At 62.4% G+C, this 18,284-nt stretch carries 16 protein-coding genes, 2 tRNA genes and 1 riboswitch; of the genes, 7 read left to right on the top strand and 11 right to left on the bottom strand.

Features of this window, described 5'->3' with window-relative positions:
* Nucleotides 1–16: 16 nt before the first annotated feature.
* The 3 genes from dnaQ to K5607_RS08675 are packed head-to-tail and all read right to left on the bottom strand — an operon-like array spanning nt 17 to nt 1,931.
* Complete coding sequence (gene dnaQ, locus K5607_RS08685; RefSeq protein ID WP_221048818.1) at nt 17–736, bottom strand: DNA polymerase III subunit epsilon; 720 nt, start codon at nt 734–736, stop codon at nt 17–19.
* A 3-nt stretch (nt 737–739) separates the two neighbouring features.
* Entirely contained in the window at nt 740–1,207 is a 468-nt protein-coding gene (gene rnhA / locus K5607_RS08680; RefSeq protein ID WP_054773912.1) for a ribonuclease HI, read from the bottom strand.
* Nucleotides 1,200–1,931 (bottom strand): class I SAM-dependent methyltransferase, encoded by a 732-nt coding sequence (locus tag K5607_RS08675; RefSeq protein WP_082411591.1) that lies wholly within the window; start codon nt 1,929–1,931, stop codon nt 1,200–1,202. The genes rnhA and K5607_RS08675 overlap by 8 nt, the downstream gene beginning before the upstream one ends.
* A 76-nt stretch (nt 1,932–2,007) precedes the next feature.
* Here K5607_RS08675 and K5607_RS08670 point away from each other — a divergent pair, with 76 nt between their 5' ends.
* Complete coding sequence (locus K5607_RS08670; protein ID WP_221048817.1) at nt 2,008–3,702, top strand: lytic transglycosylase; 1,695 nt, start codon at nt 2,008–2,010, stop codon at nt 3,700–3,702.
* 130 nt (nt 3,703–3,832) lie between these two features.
* Here K5607_RS08670 and dnaJ read toward each other — a convergent pair whose 3' ends face one another.
* The 4 genes from dnaJ to hrcA form a co-directional block, all read right to left on the bottom strand.
* On the bottom strand, nt 3,833–4,969 hold the full coding sequence (gene dnaJ / locus K5607_RS08665) for a molecular chaperone DnaJ (protein WP_054773916.1): 1,137 nt from the start codon (nt 4,967–4,969) through the stop codon (nt 3,833–3,835).
* Between the two features lie 183 nt (nt 4,970–5,152).
* Nucleotides 5,153–7,102 (bottom strand): molecular chaperone DnaK, encoded by a 1,950-nt coding sequence (gene dnaK / locus K5607_RS08660; RefSeq protein ID WP_221048816.1) that lies wholly within the window; start codon nt 7,100–7,102, stop codon nt 5,153–5,155.
* A 76-nt stretch (nt 7,103–7,178) separates the two neighbouring features.
* Nucleotides 7,179–7,784, bottom strand: coding sequence for a nucleotide exchange factor GrpE (grpE, locus tag K5607_RS08655; protein ID WP_054774050.1), 606 nt, complete (start codon nt 7,782–7,784; stop codon nt 7,179–7,181).
* 90 nt (nt 7,785–7,874) lie between these two features.
* Nucleotides 7,875–8,942: a heat-inducible transcriptional repressor HrcA gene (gene hrcA / locus K5607_RS08650; RefSeq protein WP_054774053.1), complete on the bottom strand. Its 1,068-nt coding sequence runs from the start codon at nt 8,940–8,942 to the stop codon at nt 7,875–7,877.
* 204 nt (nt 8,943–9,146) lie between these two features.
* Here hrcA and rd point away from each other — a divergent pair, with 204 nt between their 5' ends.
* Both rd and K5607_RS08640 read left to right on the top strand, forming a co-directional pair.
* Entirely contained in the window at nt 9,147–9,326 is a 180-nt protein-coding gene (rd, locus tag K5607_RS08645) for a rubredoxin (protein ID WP_054774051.1), read from the top strand.
* A gap of 13 nt (nt 9,327–9,339) precedes the next feature.
* Nucleotides 9,340–10,353, top strand: a complete 1,014-nt coding sequence (locus tag K5607_RS08640) for an NAD(P)/FAD-dependent oxidoreductase (protein WP_054774052.1) — start codon at nt 9,340–9,342, stop codon at nt 10,351–10,353.
* Here the strand turns inward: K5607_RS08640 and K5607_RS08635 are convergent.
* From K5607_RS08635 to K5607_RS08620, 4 genes are all read right to left on the bottom strand, one after another.
* On the bottom strand, nt 10,350–10,811 hold the full coding sequence (locus tag K5607_RS08635; RefSeq protein WP_221048815.1) for a hypothetical protein: 462 nt from the start codon (nt 10,809–10,811) through the stop codon (nt 10,350–10,352). The genes K5607_RS08640 and K5607_RS08635 overlap by 4 nt on opposite strands.
* Before the next feature lie 189 nt (nt 10,812–11,000).
* Complete coding sequence (locus tag K5607_RS08630; RefSeq protein ID WP_221048814.1) at nt 11,001–11,588, bottom strand: isochorismatase family protein; 588 nt, start codon at nt 11,586–11,588, stop codon at nt 11,001–11,003.
* A gap of 128 nt (nt 11,589–11,716) precedes the next feature.
* Complete coding sequence (locus K5607_RS08625) at nt 11,717–13,879, bottom strand: TonB-dependent receptor (RefSeq protein WP_246598994.1); 2,163 nt, start codon at nt 13,877–13,879, stop codon at nt 11,717–11,719.
* Nucleotides 13,880–14,018: 139 nt separating this feature from the next.
* Nucleotides 14,019–14,270, bottom strand: a riboswitch (cobalamin riboswitch).
* 93 nt (nt 14,271–14,363) lie between these two features.
* A complete protein-coding gene (locus K5607_RS08620) occupies nt 14,364–15,620 on the bottom strand; it encodes a hypothetical protein (RefSeq protein WP_221048813.1) in 1,257 nt (418 codons plus the stop codon).
* Between the two features lie 202 nt (nt 15,621–15,822).
* Between K5607_RS08620 and gltX the strand changes: the two genes are divergently transcribed.
* The 4 genes from gltX (at nt 15,823) to fliW (ending at nt 18,234) form a co-directional block, all read left to right on the top strand.
* Nucleotides 15,823–17,232: a glutamate--tRNA ligase gene (gltX, locus tag K5607_RS08615; RefSeq protein ID WP_221048812.1), complete on the top strand. Its 1,410-nt coding sequence runs from the start codon at nt 15,823–15,825 to the stop codon at nt 17,230–17,232.
* 39 nt (nt 17,233–17,271) lie between these two features.
* Nucleotides 17,272–17,347 (top strand) — tRNA-Ala (locus K5607_RS08610).
* 15 nt (nt 17,348–17,362) lie between these two features.
* Nucleotides 17,363–17,438: transfer RNA gene (locus tag K5607_RS08605), tRNA-Glu, on the top strand.
* Nucleotides 17,439–17,763: 325 nt separating this feature from the next.
* Nucleotides 17,764–18,234: a flagellar assembly protein FliW gene (fliW, locus tag K5607_RS08600; RefSeq protein WP_221048811.1), complete on the top strand. Its 471-nt coding sequence runs from the start codon at nt 17,764–17,766 to the stop codon at nt 18,232–18,234.
* The last annotated feature ends 50 nt before the right edge of the window (nt 18,235–18,284 follow it).

Genomic DNA, 18,284 nt, shown 5'->3' with positions numbered 1-18,284 from the left:
AGCGCGTCTTACCCGTTCAGGCAGTCGGTTCGCTCCACAAACAATTGCCGCCGCTACTTTTTTGCAAGGCCGCCAAACGCTCCTCGTGCGCCGCCAGCTCTTCCGGCGTGCAGCGCAGCACCCGCAACGGCGGGCGCGCCGTGTGGCGGCGCTGGGTGGACATGGACTCCGCAGCAGTCTCGGCGGCTCCGGCCTCCGGCTCCTCCAACAAGGCCATCTGGCCGCCGGTCATGGCCAAATACACGTCGGCCAGGATTTCCGCGTCGAGCAACGCGCCGTGCAGCTCGCGACGGCTGTTGTCGATGCCGTAGCGCTTGCACAGCGCGTCCAGGCTGTTGCGCTGGCCGGGATGCTTCTTACGGGCTAGCGCCAGGGTGTCCAACACCGAGCAATGATCGGCCAGCGAGGCAGGTTCGTCGCCGAGCAAGCGCAGCTCGTGGTTGAGGAAGCCCACGTCGAAGGGGGCGTTGTGGATGATGAGTTCCGCGCCGTCGACGAAGGCGATGAACTCCTGGACGATATCGCGGAAACGCGGCTTGTCGGCCAGGAATTCGTCGCTGAGGCCGTGCACTTCCTGCGCTCCGGCATCCACGGCGCGGTCCGGGTTCAAATAGACGTGGAAGCGCCGTTGCGTCAAACGCCGGTTGAGCAATTCGACGCAGCCAATTTCGATGATCCGGTGCCCTTCCTCCGGGCTCAAACCGGTGGTTTCCGTATCCAGTACCACTTGCCGCATGGGTCAGCCCTTCCCCGCCTTTCGCCGCGCCAGCAACTCGTCCACGCCCTGGTTGGCCAGCTGGTCGGCCAATTCGTTGCCGGGATGGCCGGAATGGCCTTTGATCCACTCCCAACGGATTTGGTGGCGCTGCTGGACCGCCGCCAGCCGCTGCCAGAGATCCTGGTTTTTCACCGGCTTATTGTCCGCGGTGCGCCAGTTGCGCCGTATCCAATTGGGCAGCCATTCGGTAATGCCTTTCAGCACGTATTGGGAATCCAGGCTGACCGTGACGGCGCAAGGCCGCGTCAAGGTTTCCAGTCCTTGGATGGCCGCCATCAGCTCCATTCGGTTGTTGGTGGTCTCGGCTTCGCCGCCGTAGAGGCGCTTTTCCGCCTCGCCGTATTGCAACAACACGCCCCAGCCACCAGGGCCGGGGTTGCCGCGGCAAGCGCCGTCGGCGTAAATGTTCACGAATTTTGTCTTATCCATCCAATTTGCCGCGTGTGGTTGGGCCGACCATGCCTTGCGGAACGAAATTCGGCCGCAATAAGGCCGGGCGTCCGACGGGTATGGTCCGGTAGGTGCGTTTGATGGCGCGAATGGCGTAGGCGGTGGCGAACAAGGGCCCCAAGGGCAGGTGGAAGCCGCCGGCCGCCACGGAAAACGTCGTCGTGACCTCCGCCTGGAACTTGAGCAAGCTCAGCCAATCCAGCACCCTGCCGCTGGCGACGAACCGCCCGCAGCCGGGAGCGACGCGCCGTTGCTGCAAGGACCAGCAACGCCAGACGCCGTAGAGGCTGTAGGGATTGAAGCCGAGGAAATGCAACTGGCCTTCGGGCTTCAACACGCGCTCCGCCTCCCGCAGCACCTGGTGATGGTCTTTTTCGAATTCCAGCGTATGCGGCATCAGCACGATGTCGACGCTGTTGCTTGCCACCGGCAACTCGTCCGCCATGGCGACGATGCGGTGGTGGTCGCGAGGAGCCACGGCGGGGCCGCCCACGACCCACGCCCGGCGGAAGCAATCCGGCTCCCAAAAAGCGTCTTCCCACCCCAGGGGCCCGATTTGCAGAAAATGCTGCCCGTAACACAGGCGCAAAACGTCCCGCAAATAAGCCGCTTCCAACGCCTGCAACGCTTGTCCCGTTAGGGATGAGGCATACCAATCGGCCAATTGGGTACGTGCATCGAGACTGTTCGGAGTACGCACCATGGGGATTTAGATTTGTGTCACAAAGCGCAATGATACTAGAATAGGACCCCGGACTCGCAATCCAGGAAGCCAACTTATGAAACAGCCGAAGTACAAACTACCTCTGCTGTGCACTTCCGCCATCCTGCTCGGTTTGCACGGATGCGCCCAAAACAGTGCCAAATCCAGTAAGGCCAACGGTTTTTCCAATTCCGCCTTCCAGTCGCTGCAAAACCTGCCCCAAAAGCAAGGCGGCGGCAACGCCCAAGATTCCCTCTGGCAGCGCGTCTTCGACATGTACGCCCTGCCCACCTTCGAGCACGAAGCCATCGACCGCGAAGTGGCGTGGTTCGTCAACCATCCCGATTATGTCGCACGGGTGCAGGAACGCGCCGGCATTTACCTGCACGCCATCGTCGAGCAAATGGATAGGCAGGATATTCCGGGCGAAATCGCCTTGCTGCCGGTCATCGAAAGCGCTTTCCGTCCCGACGCCTATTCCCCCAAGGACGCCGCCGGCTTGTGGCAGTTCATCCCGTCCACGGGCCGCATGTACGGCCTCAAGCAAAACCGTTGGTACGACGGCCGCCGCGACGTGTATGAATCGACCCAAGCCGCCATCCGTTACCTGAAGCGGCTGCGCGACGGTTTCGGCGGCGATTGGCTGCTGGCCCTGGCCGCGTACAATGCCGGCGAAGGCACCGTGTCGCGCGCCATCAAGCGCAACCAGGAGCAGAACAAGCCCACCGACTTCTGGTCCTTGAGCAGCCTGCCGCAGGAAACCAAAACATACGTGCCGCGCCTGTTGGCGGTGGCTCGGCTGTTCGCCAACGCCGCGGACTACGACCTCACTTTGCGCCACATCCCCAACAAGGCGACATTGGAACCCGTGGCCGTGGGGCCCGGCCTGAATCTGCAAAAGGCCGCCACCATGGCCGATATTTCCGTGGACGAGCTGCAGACCTTCAACCCCGGCTTCCACCACGGTTCTACCGGACCCGACGAGCAAACCCTGCTGATCCCGGTGGAAAAAAGCGATACCTTCAAGGAACAGCTCTCCAAGCTGGACTGGAACGCGCCGGCCGCGCCGTCGTCGTCCGCCAGCGAATCGGAATCCGACGAAGGAAGCGCGACTTCCTCCGCACCGGCGCCGGGCTCGCTCCACCGCGTCCGCCACGGCGAAACCCTGGCCCAGATCGCGCAACGGTACGGAACCAGCGCTCCGGCGATCAAGCGGGCCAACCACCTGTCTTCCGCCAAGCTGCAAAGCGGCACGCAATTGCTGATCCCCACTTCCGAGAAGGTCATACATCGGGAGAACATGCAGGAATTCCGCCAGGAAATCGCTTTGGCCCCGTCCAAGTCCGCCGGCGAGCAGGTCACCAGCTACACGCCGCATAAGGGCGACACGCCGCAATCCGTGGCGCGCCACTTCAATGTGAGCGTGGATATGGTCAGGCATTGGAATAACCTGAAGTCCGATAAGCTCGAGCCCGGCAAACCGCTGGTCGTCTGGACCAAGGCGGCGTCGGGCAAGGACTCCATCGACGCCGTTACGCAACCGAGGGGCGCCAAGAGCGCCAAAGCCCCGACCCAAGCCGGCGTGGCCGCGCCGAAGAAGACGGGCGAGCAGCAATCCGTGCTTTACACGGTACGCGGCGGCGACACCATGCAAACTATCGCCAGGCGCTTCAACGTAAGCGTGGACGAGCTGCGCAAATGGAATGTGGCGCGTCTGGGCAAGAACGGCTTGCAGCCGGGCGTAGTCCTGAAGGTGCACAAGGAAGGCTGATCGTCGCCGGTTCTACCCGGACTCGCGCAAAAAAGGCCGCTTGATGCGGCCTTTTTTACGTCCGTTGCCTTGCGGCGCCGGGGGGAGGCCTTAGCGGCCGCCCCCTCCCTTTGCCGAAACCCGCTTTCCCTCAGCTGAACTTCATCCCGTCGAAGAACTTTTTCACTCCGTCGAACCAGCCATGGGCCTGCGGGCTGTGGCGGCTGCCGCCGCCGCTGAGCGACTCGTCCAGCTGCTTGATGAGGTCGATCTGCTCCTTGGTCAGAGAAACCGGAACCTCCACGCGCACGCGGCACAGCAAATCGCCGATTTGGCCGCCGCGCACCGGCTTGACGCCCTTGCCGCGCAAGCGGAACAGCTTGCCGGTCTGGGTTTCCGGCGGAATCTTCAGCATTACCTTGCCGCTCAGCGTCGGCACCTCTAAATCCCCGCCCAAGCAGGCGCTGGGGAAGCTGATGGGCACTTCGCAGTAGAGGTTGGCGCCGTCGCGGGTGAAAATAGCGTGCTCGCGCACCTGGATCTGCACGTACAAATCCCCCGGCGGCCCGCCCGCCTCGCCCGCCTCCCCTTCGCCGGACAAACGTATCCGATCGCCGGTATCCACGCCGGGCGGCACTTTGACCGACAAGGTCTTGTTTTCCTGCACGCGTCCTTGTCCGTGGCAGGCGCGGCATGGGTCGCGAATTTGCTGGCCGCTGCCGTGGCAAGCCGGGCAGGTTTGCTGCACCGCGAAAAACCCCTGCTGGATACGCACGGCGCCGTGGCCGTGGCAGGTGGTGCAGGTGGCGACGGAGGTGCCTTTACGCGCACCGCTGCCGCTGCACTCCTCGCAGGTAACCAGGGTCGGCACCCGGATTTTGACTTCCGCGCCGGCGACGGCCTCTTCCAGGTTCAACTCCAGGTTGTAGCGCAAGTCGGAACCGCGCTGCACCCGGCTGCGCCCGCCGCCGCGCCGGCTGCCGCCGAAGATGTCCCCGAACACGTCGCTGAAAATGTCGGTGAAGCTGTCCGCTCCACCGCCGAAGCCGCCGCCCATGGACGGATCCACGCCGGCGTGGCCGAACTGGTCGTAGGCCGAGCGCTTCTTCTCGTCCGACAAAATATCGTAGGCTTCCTTGACCTTCTTGAACTGTTCCTCAGCCTGGGGATTATCCGTATTGCGGTCCGGATGGTATTTCATGGCCAGCCGGCGGAACGCTTTTTTGATGTCGCTCTCGCTAGCGTTGCGCGGCACGCCCAAAGTTTCGTAATAGTCTTCTTTTGCCATGCTCGTCTCGATCCGTGGCCCGGGAAAATCGCCGGGCGAATAACACGCCAAAGCCGCCGGTGGCTTGCCGGCGGCTTTTAGCTTCTGCGGTGTCAGGCACGCGCCCCGCCGGCGCCGGTTCCGTGGGCCCGAATGCCGCCCCCCGCCGAGGCGGAGGATAACGCGTGCAACCGGGCCGACGAATTACTTCTTGTCGTCCTTCACTTCCTCGAATTCCGCGTCCATCACGTCTTCGGCTTTGGCGCCGCTATCCGCCTGCCCCTCGCCGCCGGCCTGGTGGCCGCCCGCCGCGCCTTCGGCGCCCGGCGCACCGCCCGCTTGAGCATAGAGCCGTTCGGCCAGCTTGCCGGACAATTCCGTGAGCGCCTCGGTTTTGCTGTCGATGGCGGCCTTGTCGTCGCCTTTCATCGCCTCTTTCAGCTCGTTGACGGCGGCTTCGATGCGGCCTTTTTCGTCCGCGTCCACCTTGTCGCCCAATTCGTGCAGCGACTTGTTGGTGGCGTGGATCATGGCGTCGGCGTGGTTGCGCGCCTGCACCAGCTCGTGCAGCTTCTTGTCCTCGTCGGCGTGGGCCTCCGCTTCCTTGATCATGCGCTGCACTTCGTCGTCGGACAGGCCGCTGGAGGCGGTGATGCGAATGGTCTGCTGCTTGCCGGTGGCCTTGTCCTTGGCGGACACGTGCAGGATGCCGTTGGCGTCGATGTCGAACGCCACCTCGATCTGCGGCACGCCGCGCGGCGCCGGCGGGATGTCCGCCAGATCGAAACGGCCCAGGGACTTATTGTCCCGCGCCATTTCGCGCTCGCCCTGCAGCACGTGGATGGTCACCGCCACCTGGTTGTCCTCCGCCGTGGAGAAAGTCTGCGCGGCTTTGGTGGGGATGGTGGTGTTCTTTTCGATCAGCTTGGTCATCACGCCGCCCAGGGTTTCGATGCCCAGCGACAGCGGCGTCACGTCCAGCAGCAGCACGTCCTTCACCTGGCCGCCCAACACGCCGGCCTGGATGGCGGCGCCCACGGCGACGGCTTCGTCCGGGTTCACGTCTTTACGCGGCTCTTTGCCGAAAATTTCCTTGGCGAAGTCCTGCACCTTCGGCATGCGGGTCTGGCCGCCCACCAGGATCACTTCGTCGATGTCCGAAGGCGACACGCCGGCATCTTTCAGCGCGGTCAGGCACGGCCCCTTGGTGCGGTCGATCAGGTCTTCCACCAGGGCTTCCAGCTTGGCGCGGGTCAGCTTCAGGTTGAGGTGCTTCGGACCGGTGGCGTCGGCAGTGACGTACGGCAGGTTGATGTCGGTCTGCTGGCTGGAGGACAGTTCGATCTTGGCCTTTTCCGCCGCTTCCTTCAGACGCTGCAGGGCCAAAGGATCGTTGTGCAGGTCGATGCCGTTCTCTTTCTTGAACTCGTCGGCCAGGAAATCGATGATGCGCAGGTCGAAGTCTTCGCCGCCCAGGAAAGTGTCGCCGTTGGTGGAGAGCACTTCGAACTGGTGCTCGCCGTCCACTTCGGCGATTTCGATGATGGAAATATCGAAAGTACCGCCGCCCAGGTCGTACACGGCGATTTTCTGGTCGCCGCGCTTTTTGTCCATGCCGTAGGCCAGGGCCGCGGCGGTGGGTTCGTTGATGATGCGCTTCACTTCCAGGCCGGCGATGCGGCCGGCGTCTTTGGTGGCCTGGCGCTGGGAGTCGTTGAAATATGCCGGCACGGTGATGACCGCCTCGGTCACTTCCTCGCCCAGATAGGCTTCGGCGTCTTTCTTCAGCTTCATCAAGACGCGGGCGGAGATTTCCGGCGGCGCCATTTTTTTGCCGTTGGCTTCCAGCCAGGCGTCGCCGTTATCGGCGCCGACGATTTTGTAGGGCACCATGTTGATGTCCTTCTGCACCACGTCGTCCTTGAAGCGGCGGCCGATCAGGCGCTTCACCGCGAAGAAGGTGTTTTTCGGGTTGGTGATGGCTTGACGCTTGGCGGATTGGCCCACCAGCACTTCGCCGTCGCTGCCGAAGGCGATAATCGACGGCGTGGTGCGCGCGCCTTCCGAATTGTCGATGACGCGCGGCGCGCCGCCTTCCAGGATGGCGACGCACGAGTTCGTGGTGCCCAAGTCGATTCCGATGATTTTAGCCATTGATCTATATCTCCAGATTTGCGGGAATTCGGTAATTACGGCTGTGGTTGGATATGGGGATATCTAGGGGGATATTTCAAGCCTCTTCGTCCACGCGGGGCGCTTCAACGCCGCCTTGAGCGATCACCACCATGGCGGGACGCAGCAAGCGGTCGTTGAGCACATAGCCCTTCTGGAAGACTTTCACCACGGTATTGGCCTCTCCCGGCGCGCTGGGATCGACCGCCATAGCCTGATGCAGCTCCGGATTGAATTTTTCGCCTTGGGGATCGACCACCAACACGTTGAAACGCTCCAGCACCGCCGTCAGCTGCTTAAGGGTCAGCTCGCTGCCTTCGCGCAGTTTAACCACCTCGGGGTTGTCGCTGGTGGAGGCTTGGATACCCAGCTCCAAACTGTCGATAACCGGCAGCAATTCCTTGGCGAAACGTTCCAGCGCAAATTTGCGGGTGCTGTCCAGGTCTTTTTCCGTGCGGCGGCGCAGGTTTTCCATTTCCGCCTGCAGGCGCAGCAACTTATCCCAATTCTCGTCGGCGCGGCGATTGGCTTGAGCCAGCTCCTCGGTTAACGCCGCCACGTCCGTTTGCGCTTCAGCGGGCGCTTCCGCCGCCGCGTCGATAACCGTGTTTTCCTCCTCGGCTGCGGTTATCACTTCTACTTGTTGTTCCGATTCCGAGTTCATCGCTATGGAAACTCCCGATTGCTGATTCATGATGCGCCAAAGCGGATTCACCGCCTTGGCTGGATTGATTTTCGCTGTTTGAGATATGGGCTAGCCCTGCTGATTCAAGGCCGCGCTCAATAATTTCGCCGTCATGTCCACCAGCGGGATGACCCGCTCGTATTCCATACGGGTCGGCCCGATGACGCCCAGGACGCCGACCACTTGGTCGTCGACGCTGTACGGGGTGGTCACCACGCTGCATTGGTCCAGCGGCTTGTAGCCGGACTCCTCGCCGATGAAGATCTGCACGCCATCCGCTTCCAAGCAGCGATCCAGCAAATGCATGATGTCCTGCTTACGGTTGAAGGCTTCGAACATATCGCGCAGCTTAGTCAGGCTGGACAGCTCGGCAAAAGTCATGAGGTTGGTTTCGCCGCTGAGCAGGAAGTCCTTGTCGCCGTCGGATTTTTTGTTCTGCAGGGCCAGCTCCGCGATATGGGCGGCGTTGAGCACTTCCTGGTTCATGGCGTCGCGATCCCGCTGCAACTCGCTGAGAATGTTGCGGCGTATATCCGCCAGTTCCCTCCCCTGGCACAAGGTGTTCAGGTAGTTGGCGGCTGCTTGCAGCTCGGACGACGTGAAGTCGCGGCTCGGTTGGATAATGCGGTTGTGCACTTCCTGCTGATTGGTGACGAGGATCACCAGCACCCGACCGTTGGACAGGGGAAGGAATTCGATGTGGCGAAACGCCGTGCGCATCGACGGCAGCGGCAACGTCACCACCCCGGCCATTTGCGTCACGGCGGACAACAGCTTGGAAGCGGTTTGCAACAACTCCTGCTGACTGCCTTGCGGCGCCAACGTTTGGGTCAACTCGTGCACCACCGTTTGCTGCAACGGTTTGATGGTCAGCAGGGAGTCGACGAAAAAACGGTAACCGCTTACCGTGGGAATGCGCCCCGCCGACGTATGGGGCGAAGTAACCAGCCCATACTCCTCCAGATCGGCCATCACGTTGCGAATGGTGGCGGGGCTTAGCTGGAGGTCGGTCTCCCGGGCCAGGCAGCGGGAGCCCACCGGCTGTCCGTCGTGGATATAGCGCTCCACCAGCGCCTTGAGCAGATGCTGGGCGCGCTCGTTGAGTTCGGGTACGTTTGGGGGGGCCGAGCGAAACATTGCTTGCAACCGGATTTTGGCACTCGCCATTGATGACTGCTAACACTAGCAATCGGCGGGCGCCGGTGTCAACCTGCGGGGCGCGAATCCCGATGCGGCGGGCGGCGGCCAATGATCGGCGGAGCCCATAATCGCTGAAAAGTGATATACGCTACTGCGTGTGCGGCAGCAAAATAGCCGCCTACCATCCAATGGAGACCAGTCATGAGCGATTACCGAAAATACGTATGCACCGTTTGCGGCCACATCTACGACGAAGCCGAAGGCGATCCGGAAAACGGCATACAACCGGGAACACGCTGGGATAACCTGCCGGAAAGCTGGACCTGTCCCGAATGCGGCGCGGAAAAGAACCAATTCGAATTACTGGAACCACTCAATTAAGCCGGAGCATCCCATGAGCATCGTCATCGTCGGTTCCGGCATCGCCGGCGTCACCTGCGCAGAAGCCTTGGCCAAGACCGGGCGCGCCGTCACCCTGGTGACTCGGGAAACCGCCGGCCATTATTCCCGCCCCATGCTCTCCCACGGTTTCAGCCATGACGACATCGAGCAACGCATCGTCACCCGCAGCTTCGAGCAGTTACGGCAAAACGGCATACAGGTTCGCGCCGGCTGCGACGCGGTGCGCATCGACGCCGCCGTCCGGCAATTGGCCTGCGTCGGCGGTGAAGGCGAATTTTCGCTGGACTACGAAACCTTGATCCTGGCGCCGGGATCCGAGGCGTTCGTGCCGCCGCCCTTGTCGGCGTCCCGCGAGAACTTCCAGGTGCTCAACAGCCTGGCCGACTTGCTGGCGCTGCGCCGGATCAGGCAACAAGCACTGGATGACGGCCGGCGGCCGAAATGGGGGCTGATCGGCGGCGGCTTGATCGGCTGCGAAGTGGCATCCGACCTGGCCAAGGCCGGCGACGACGTGACGGTATACCACGTAGCGGACCGTCTCATGGAACGGCAACTGCAAGAGGACGATGCGGCAACGCTGCTAAGCACCTTCGCGCAAGCCGGCATCACGGTGGAATTGAACTGCAACGTGACGGCCATCGAAGCCGACGGCGAGCGCCGCGCGGTGCTAACCGGCGAAGCCCGGCACGGCGGTTTCGACGGCGTGATCGTGGCCTGCGGCTTCAAGCCGCGCATACAGCTGGCCCAGGCGGCTGGGCTGGCGACGCAACGCGGCATCAGCGTGAACGGCTATCTCCGCACCAGCGATGAGCACATCCACGCCTTCGGCGACGCCGCCCAATGCGAAGACGGCCGCATCTACGCCTTTATCGCGCCGATCCGCAGCCAGGCCTTGTGGCTGGCACAGTACCTCAGCGGCGCGGCGGACGCCCCCTGGGCGCCGCCCGTCTTCCATCCCAAAGCCAAAATACACGACTTCACCGCCAGCCACCCGTACCAGTTTTAGCGCTGCTGCGCGGCCTTTTTCGACTCGACCTTTTCCTGCTTGTGCTCCGGTTTTTTGTGCTCGGGCTTGTGCTCCGCCTTGGCGTGGGCGGGCGCCGCCTTAGGCGCAGCCTCGGCCTGGGGAGCCGGAGCGGCCTGGGCGGCAGCCGCCGGCGCGGGCTTGGATTCGGGCTTGGCTTCAGCCAAAGCCTTGGCGACTTCCGGATCGACGGCGACCGGCGCCGCCGCCTGGGCCTGTTCCGCCAGAATCTCTTCCCGGGGCTTGAGTTTCAAGGTGCTGTAACCGGTCCAAGAGGCCATGAACATGACCAAGGAAATCGCGATGATCACTTGGCGATTGGGAACTTTCTCGCCCAGCCATGCCCACCGGGGTTTGATTAAGCCCACGATTAGATAAAGCACGGAAACAGCAACGAATATCTGGCATAGGGCGATCAAGCCGTGAGTCTTGGTTATCATGTAGGTCACTCGAAATTAAGCAGCGAAAAATCGTCCCCGCGACGGCAGGGTGGCCGTGCGGCGGGCGAATTCTAGCATGGAGAACGCGCCCCTCGCTGAACCGGGGCCGTCGCCCGGGTAAGCGGGGACGAGACCGCACCGTGCCGCCGGAAAGGCTGGCGGAAACCGGCGACTAGGCGCCGAGGTTGTTCACAGACACAAATTTTCGCGACGGGCGATGACGGCCCCGGCTTGCGCCATCGCGCGCATGGCCGCGGGGCCGTCGTCGGGCTGCACGTTCACCGCCGCGACGGCGTCTTCCAGCACCACCGCGCCAAATCCCAGACGCAAAGCGTCGATCACCGTGTATTTGACGCAATAATCCGTCGCCAAGCCGACGACGAACAAGCGCCGCGCGCCGAGCGCGTTCAGCAACGCCTCCAGCCCGGTGCCGTCGAAGGCCGAATAGGCGTCGCGGCCGGTCTCGGTGGCCTTGGAAACGACGCGGCAATCCTCGGGGCGGCGCAGCTCGGCGGCGAAAGCGGCGCCATGGCTGTCCTGCACGCAGTGCGCCGGCCAAGGGCCGCCCTGCTCCCGGAACGAGCAATGGTCCGGCGGATGCCAGTCGCGGCTGAAAACCATCGGCAGGGCTGCGGCGCGAAACACGTCGATGCAAGCGTTGACGGCCGCCACGATATGGGCGCTGCGGGGCACGGCCAGGGCGCCGCCCGGCAGAAAGTCGTTTTGCACGTCGGTCACCAACAAGGCGTCGCCTTGCCGAAGCGCGATATTGTCCATGCCGCCCCCTCATGAATGCGCCGATAAATAGCAGGGAGCGCCGTCGCCTTTCTATTAAGCCGGCCGCCGCCCCCACTTGAGTCTAGCAGGCCTGGGAAATCGCCACGAGCCGGGCGAACCGCCCCGGCTCAGAAGCCCAATGTCACGCTCGCGCGCACCATGCGCGGCTCCACCGGGTGGAAATGCACGCCTTCCACGCCCTCGGCCGGCTCGCCCGGCAAGCGGGAGTTGTAGTAATACGCGATGTCGTTGCGTTTCGAGCCCAGCAGGTTGAAGACATTGATTTCCAACTTCACCCGGTCGTAGCGGTAGCCGCCCCCCAGGCTGACCAGGGACGTCGCGCCGCCGTCCGCGCTGGCCTGCTCGTTGAGCGGCACATGGCCGAAGTGGCGCAACCGGGCGTTGGCGTAAAAGCCGTGGGACAAATCCACGCTGGCGCCGGCGCCGATCACCCGCCCTACGGAATTGGGCACGGCATCGGCGTGGGCGGGAGCATCGACAAAACGGGCACTGGTGAGGGCCAGCTCGCCGTCCAGGGTCAGCCAGTCAGCCGGCCTGTAGGTATTGGTCCATTCCACGCCGTAGCGCTCGCTTTTGCCGGTGGGTTCGGTCGTGCCGGCATCGCCGACGAATACCAGCTCCGAGCCCACTTGCAGCCACCATACCGCCAGGGTGGTATCCAAGCCCGGCAGCCATTGGCTGCGCAGGCCCACCTCGGCGCCGCGGGTTTTCACCAGGGGATCGACGCCGGGCACGGGCGTGTCGGGGCGGAGGGGATCCAGCTTGAGCGTCACGCCGCGGGCATCGTTGGAGTGGAAGCCTTCGCCCAGGTTGACGAAAAACTCCGTGTCGAACCAGGGACCGAAAATCAGGCTGAGCTTGGGGCTGAACATCGCGGCGCTTTGGTTGCCCGAATTTTGCGCCAAGGTGCGGCTATGCACGTCGAACACGAAAAAATCCCCGCGCAAGCCGGCCACGGTGCGGAATTTTTCCAGCCAGCGGATTTGGTTGCGGCCGTAGAGGCCGACATTGGTTTGGTCGATGTCGTCCCGGCGCAGGGTATGCAGCACCTGACGGCTTTCGCTGTGATTCAGCGTGGAGCCCATGATGTGGTCTTGCCGCACCTGCACTCCCAAACTGTTGTCCATATCGGCGCCGAAGGCCTTGCCGTACCAGGTCTGTTCGCCGTTGCCGCCCAGCACGATGCGCCGCTCCTTTTGGTTGAGCTGGTCGCCGTGCTCCGGATCGTCGAGGTAGTAGGTGAAATTGGAGAACAGTTCCACGTCGTAGTAGACGGCGTAAAGGTTGACGGCGTTCTTGTAGGCGTCGCCGCGGCTCCAGAAGTTGCCGGAAGCGCTGTAGCGGCTGCTGTTGCCGCCGTCGCTGGAATCCAGGCTGCCGTAGCGGCCGACCAAGCCGCTATCCACCGCCCGTTGGGCGATTTGGTTGGTGGCGGTCCAGTCGGCATGATAGCCCTTGCCTACCAGAGACAGCCCCCAATCGTCTTGGGCCAGGCTGTATTTGAGCAAGCCGTTGTATTTGCCGGAACCTTCCGGCGTTTTCCACGGCCCGTCGTAAAACGCCGCCTCGCCGGCGTAGAGCAATTCGCCTTGCCCGAGTTTCTGCGAGTCGGCCGCCACCGTGCGGTAGTAACCGAATTCGCCGCCGGTGAATTTGACGAAACCCTGCGGCAGGCTGTCGGCGGTATACATGCGCGCGTAGCCGGCCGAGGCGAAATCGCCCACGTCGGCGTGGTACGGCCCCTTGCCGTAATCGGCATGGTCCACCAGTTCCGGAATGATGCTGTTGAGATCCAAATAGCCCTGGCCGTGGGCGTGGCTGGGCATGTTCATGGGAACGCCGTCCACGGCCACGGAAAAATCGGTGCCATGGTCCAGGTTGAATCCGCGCAGGAAAAATTGGTTGGCCTTGCCGCTGCCGCTGTGCTGGGTGGCGACGGCGCCCGGCACGACCTCAACCAGTTCGCCGACGCGGGACAAAGGGCGCGATTGCAGCGTCCGCTGGTCAACCACGCCTTGCGAGGCGGACGCCGTCGCACCCAACTCGCCGCTGGCGGTTTCGGAGCCGGAGCCGGTGACGACAACGGCATCCAATTGCGTCGCCGCCCCATGGACCGTAGCGGACCAAATCGCCGTGGCATAAAGGAACACCGCCGCGCCGCCGGCGCGCGGCACTAGGGTTTTGCGGGGGTTATCGAAGCCATGGCTGACACGCCCGGCAAGTTTCGCATTGGCGAACGAATTCGCCCGGATAAAAGTATCAAGGGACACGGACCATCTCCACGCCAATACCGCGCACACCCGCGCGGCGGTCGTTAACAACGGTCGCGCAAGGAAGTGGCAAGACGCAGGAAAGTCGCTGCAAGGCGGAAGCGCGCAGCCAGACCGACCCGGCCTAGCCGCCCACCGCGACCACGGGTAGCCTCAGGCCGGTATCCGGGCTCGCAAGTGGCTTTACGCCTGGCGTACCGCCTTCCCATGCCTAGGGCACAGTGGCATTCGAAAAGCCTTGATTATTCCGACGAACGTCGGCGGCTTTGTGGTACGCCGCAACCTGCTTACCGTTGCGGGGGCAGCGCCGGCTTGGGAGTCTCGCGACTCCGCACCGGCTTCCCGTTTAACCTGGACAAAATGCCCAGGCACCTGAAGACGCGCCATCATAACGCGGACGGCGGCAAAATGCGCATTTGCGCTTGTGCGGGGGATACGAAAACCCGGACGTGCCGGAAACGACAGCCGGTCGGCTAGCCGCCGATCAGTCGCCCGACGCTTGCCAATACAGCGCCATGGCGTCCAATCGCTGCTGTATGTCGCCCTCCACTTCCTCGAAAGCCGGGCTGCCGACCGCTTGGTAGCGGCTGGCGAAGGTTTCTGCGTCGAGATTTTCCGGCAAGTCGCGCACCACCGGCATGATGATGCTGTCGGCGGCGTTGCGGCTTAACCGTTTTTGCAAGCGACGAGCGGATTTTTCCGACAACACCGCCAATTCACCGAAACGCTGGCCGGCCATGTCGGCGGCCAAATCCTGAAAATTGAAGCCGCTGCCCCCATGGGAATCGTCGATTTCCTTGGCCAACCCGGCCATGTCGGCGAAAGTGCTGTTGGCGGACGCGGCCAGGGCGGCCGAAATGATGAAATGCTTGGCCAAATCCAAGCGGTTGTTGAGCCTTACCGTGCGCCGGGCCGTGCTTTCCGCGCTGTACTTGGCGGCCAGCACCGGCGCCGATTTGTGTCCGCTAAGGTAAGCGCTGACGACCAATAGCAAGGCGCGGTTTTCTTCGATGGGATCGCGCTCTTCAGAGCGTTCCATGGCTAAGGTGAACAGCGGTTGCAGCAGATCGCCCAACGCCATGCGCTTGTTGCCGACGGGCCAGCCGTTGACGACTTCGGTCAAACGGGCCTGGTAATGGCGCAACCGCTTCTTGCTGGTGATGTCCAAAATCAGGTCGCGCATATTGTGCAGCGTGTCGCTGTCCCAGCCGTACACCAACAGCAGGCGATCCGGCTCGACGGTGACTTCCTTGACCGCCTTGTCGGCCACCGAAATGAACTTGGCGACGGCGGAGAATCGCTGCGCCGCCGACAACCCGGCATCCACCCAGGCCGTGGGGAAATTGGCGTCTCCCAGACGCACCCGGCGGATCGCCAAGCGATCGTTTTCCGTGGTGGCGGTGATTTCCGCGTTCAGGTAGATGTTCACTGGCACGCTGGGGATCCGCGCGGTGGCGATGAAGGTGAAGCCTTCCCGTTCCAGGCGGAAATGGCCGACTCCGGTAACGAATTGCTGGAGCAGGTAGTTGACGGTGGCGTCCAGCTCCCCGTTGCTCAAGCTCACCGTATTGGTAACGCCCAAATGGCGCGCCGAGCGAATGCCGAAGTCCAACACGCTGCGCGCCTCGACCATTTCGTCGTGGGTCAGCTTGCGCGCGGGATCCAACAGCGGCGTGCTCTCCAACAGCAGCACGGCCAGCACCCCGGCCGCCAGCAGCAGCAGCGCTGCCGATTGCGCCACCGCACGGCCAAGCCGCCTCAGCCATGGAGGGGGGGCAAGCTTATGCCATTGGGAAGGTGAGTCAGGCATCGCGATACGCAACGCAAGGAAAGCGGAAGTCGTTGAACACTATACCTTATTCATACCGCTACCGGCGTGACACACACCGTTAACCTGATAAAATGCCGCGCTTCCCATCCCTGGCTCCCACTGGATTTTTCCAATGACTATTCGCACTCGGTTCGCGCCCAGCCCGACCGGCTACCTCCACGTCGGCGGAGCGCGCACCGCCCTGTTCTGCTGGCTGTTCGCCAGAAAGCACGGCGGCACTTTCATCCTGCGCATCGAAGATACCGATTTGGAGCGTTCCACCGCCGAATCGGTGAACGCCATCCTGGAAGGCATGACTTGGCTGGGGCTGGAGTACGACGAAGGCCCGTTCTACCAAACCCACCGTTTCGACCGCTACGAAGCGGTCATCCAACAATTGCTGGATCAAGGCGACGCCTATCACTGCTATTGCAGCAAGGAAGAACTGGACGCCATGCGCGCCGAGCAGATGGAGCGCAAAGAAAAGCCCCGCTACGACGGCCGCTGCCGCCACCGCACAGAACCGCGCGAAGGCGTTGCGCCGGTGGTGCGCTTCCGCAATCCCGACGAGGGCGAAATCGTCATCGACGACATCGTGCGCGGACGCGTCGTCATCAAGAACAGCGAGCTGGACGATCTCATCATCGCCCGTTCCGACGGCAGCCCCACCTATAACCTGACGGTGGTGGTGGACGACTGGGACATGAAGGTCGACCACGTCATCCGCGGCGACGACCACCTCAACAACACCCCGCGCCAAATCAACATATTAAAGGCACTGGGCGCCACTCCGCCGCGCTACGCCCACGTGCCCATGATCCTGGGCAGCGACGGCGCGCGCTTGTCCAAGCGTCATGGCGCCGTCAGCGTCATGCAGTACCGCGACGACGGCTATCTGCCGGAAGCCTTGCTCAACTATTTGGTACGGCTCGGCTGGTCCCACGGCGACCAGGAAATCTTCTCCATCGACGAGATGATCGCCCTGTTCGACGTGGACAACATCAACCACTCGGCCTCCACCTTCAACCCGGAAAAGCTGTTGTGGCTCAACCACCACCACATCATGCACGGCGACCCGACCCACGTCGCCCACCACCTGCGCTACCACCTGGGCCAATTGGGCGTCGACCCCACCGACGGCCCGGAGCCGGCCGACGTGGTCGTGGCCCAGCGCGAGCGCTGCAAAACCCTGGTGGAAATGGCCCAGGCCAGCGCCTTCTTCTATAAAGACATTCACGGCTACGACGAGAAAGCGGCGAAGAAGAACCTCACCGCCGACAGCGCCACCGCCCTCGCCGCGCTGCACGACAAACTGGCCGCCCTGTCCCAATGGGAAAAAGTCGCCCTGCACGAAACCGTCAATGCGGTGGCCGAGGAACTGGGCATCAAGCTGGGGGGCGTCGCCCAACCGCTGCGCGTTGCCGTCAGCGGCACGTCCGTATCGCCCCCCATTGACGCGACCCTAGCCCTGCTGGGCCGGGAGAAAACCCTGGCACGACTGCAGCAGGCCATGGAATACATAAAAAATTCAACAAAGGGCTAGACAGCCGAAAATATCGCCCTTATAATATCCGGACAGTTTGGGGCCATAGCTCAGCTGGGAGAGCGCTACAATGGCATTGTAGAGGTCGGGAGTTCGATCCTCCCTGGCTCCACCAAACTTACCAAGTCCTGTCCCCATCGTCTAGAGGCCTAGGACACCGCCCTTTCACGGCGGCGACGGGGGTTCGAATCCCCCTGGGGACGCCATATAGAACGCCTAACACAGCAATGTGTTAGGCGTTTTTTTTTAATCCGCGGCCGATACTTTTGTTTTCCGCAACGACCACACGGCGGACGACCTGGCCCCCGGCGGTAACTAGTTGAACGTCCGGTTCTGTAGTAGCATTTCACGCCTATACTCCCGTTCCACAGGGAGTTCCCAAGCGGCTTAGCCCTCCACGCGCTTGCCGGAAATATCCGAAAGCATCACGGTTGACCTCATATCGCCCATGGTCTCTTCGAGCACTAAGTATCGCTTTATGGGCTACAATGATGCTGCTTTCGCAACTCATTCCAAGAAGGACGAGCAACCATGATGCAAATCGAAACGCGTGACGGCAGCACACAGCAGGTTGACCCGGGTAGCGTCATTACGTTTCCGGAAGGATTGACGAGCTTCGAAGACTGCAAGAAATTTAAGCTTTTCCATCAGCAAGACGCCAATGCGCCTATCGTCTACTGGCTCCAATCCATCGATTCTCCCGAAGTAATTTTCAACGTGGCGTTTCCTTACACGCTGAACGTGGACTACGATTTCGAGCTCAACGGCGAGGATATCGCGCTGCTGGGCGCGGAATCGGCCGGCGATCTGGTGGTCATGCTGCTGCTGTACAAATCGGCGCCGGATTTGGCGGAGCTACCGACGGTATCCGTCAACAAAAATGTCAATGCAGCGTTGCGTGCTCCCTTGATCATCAACACCAAGAAGCTGCTGGGCATACAAAAGCCCATGTACGACGCCAGCATTTCCGTTTTGGTCAAAAACCAACTGCCGACCGAATAAGCCAGAATAAGACCGTCGGCAATCGCGGCGCCGCCCGGGCATAACGAGGC

This window comes from Methylogaea oryzae (assembly GCF_019669985.1).
Lineage (GTDB): Bacteria > Pseudomonadota > Gammaproteobacteria > Methylococcales > Methylococcaceae > Methylogaea > Methylogaea oryzae.
The sequence above is the reverse complement of the archived record's forward strand: the minus strand, read 5'-3'. Positions and strand labels throughout refer to the sequence as shown.

What these genes read in the sequence shown, in the direction of transcription:
- dnaQ (WP_221048818.1), bottom strand. Translation starts at nt 736, where the DNA reads ATGCGGCAAGTGGTACTGGATACGGAAACCACCGGTTTGAGCCCGGAG.
- rnhA (WP_054773912.1), bottom strand. Translation starts at nt 1,207, where the DNA reads ATGGATAAGACAAAATTCGTGAACATTTACGCCGACGGCGCTTGCCGC.
- K5607_RS08675 (WP_082411591.1), bottom strand. Translation starts at nt 1,931, where the DNA reads ATGGTGCGTACTCCGAACAGTCTCGATGCACGTACCCAATTGGCCGAT.
- K5607_RS08670 (WP_221048817.1), top strand. Translation starts at nt 2,008, where the DNA reads ATGAAACAGCCGAAGTACAAACTACCTCTGCTGTGCACTTCCGCCATC.
- dnaJ (WP_054773916.1), bottom strand. Translation starts at nt 4,969, where the DNA reads ATGGCAAAAGAAGACTATTACGAAACTTTGGGCGTGCCGCGCAACGCT.
- dnaK (WP_221048816.1), bottom strand. Translation starts at nt 7,102, where the DNA reads ATGGCTAAAATCATCGGAATCGACTTGGGCACCACGAACTCGTGCGTC.
- grpE (WP_054774050.1), bottom strand. Translation starts at nt 7,784, where the DNA reads ATGAACTCGGAATCGGAACAACAAGTAGAAGTGATAACCGCAGCCGAG.
- hrcA (WP_054774053.1), bottom strand. Translation starts at nt 8,942, where the DNA reads ATGTTTCGCTCGGCCCCCCCAAACGTACCCGAACTCAACGAGCGCGCC.
- rd (WP_054774051.1), top strand. Translation starts at nt 9,147, where the DNA reads ATGAGCGATTACCGAAAATACGTATGCACCGTTTGCGGCCACATCTAC.
- K5607_RS08640 (WP_054774052.1), top strand. Translation starts at nt 9,340, where the DNA reads ATGAGCATCGTCATCGTCGGTTCCGGCATCGCCGGCGTCACCTGCGCA.
- K5607_RS08635 (WP_221048815.1), bottom strand. Translation starts at nt 10,811, where the DNA reads ATGATAACCAAGACTCACGGCTTGATCGCCCTATGCCAGATATTCGTT.
- K5607_RS08630 (WP_221048814.1), bottom strand. Translation starts at nt 11,588, where the DNA reads ATGGACAATATCGCGCTTCGGCAAGGCGACGCCTTGTTGGTGACCGAC.
- gltX (WP_221048812.1), top strand. Translation starts at nt 15,823, where the DNA reads ATGACTATTCGCACTCGGTTCGCGCCCAGCCCGACCGGCTACCTCCAC.
- fliW (WP_221048811.1), top strand. Translation starts at nt 17,764, where the DNA reads ATGATGCAAATCGAAACGCGTGACGGCAGCACACAGCAGGTTGACCCG.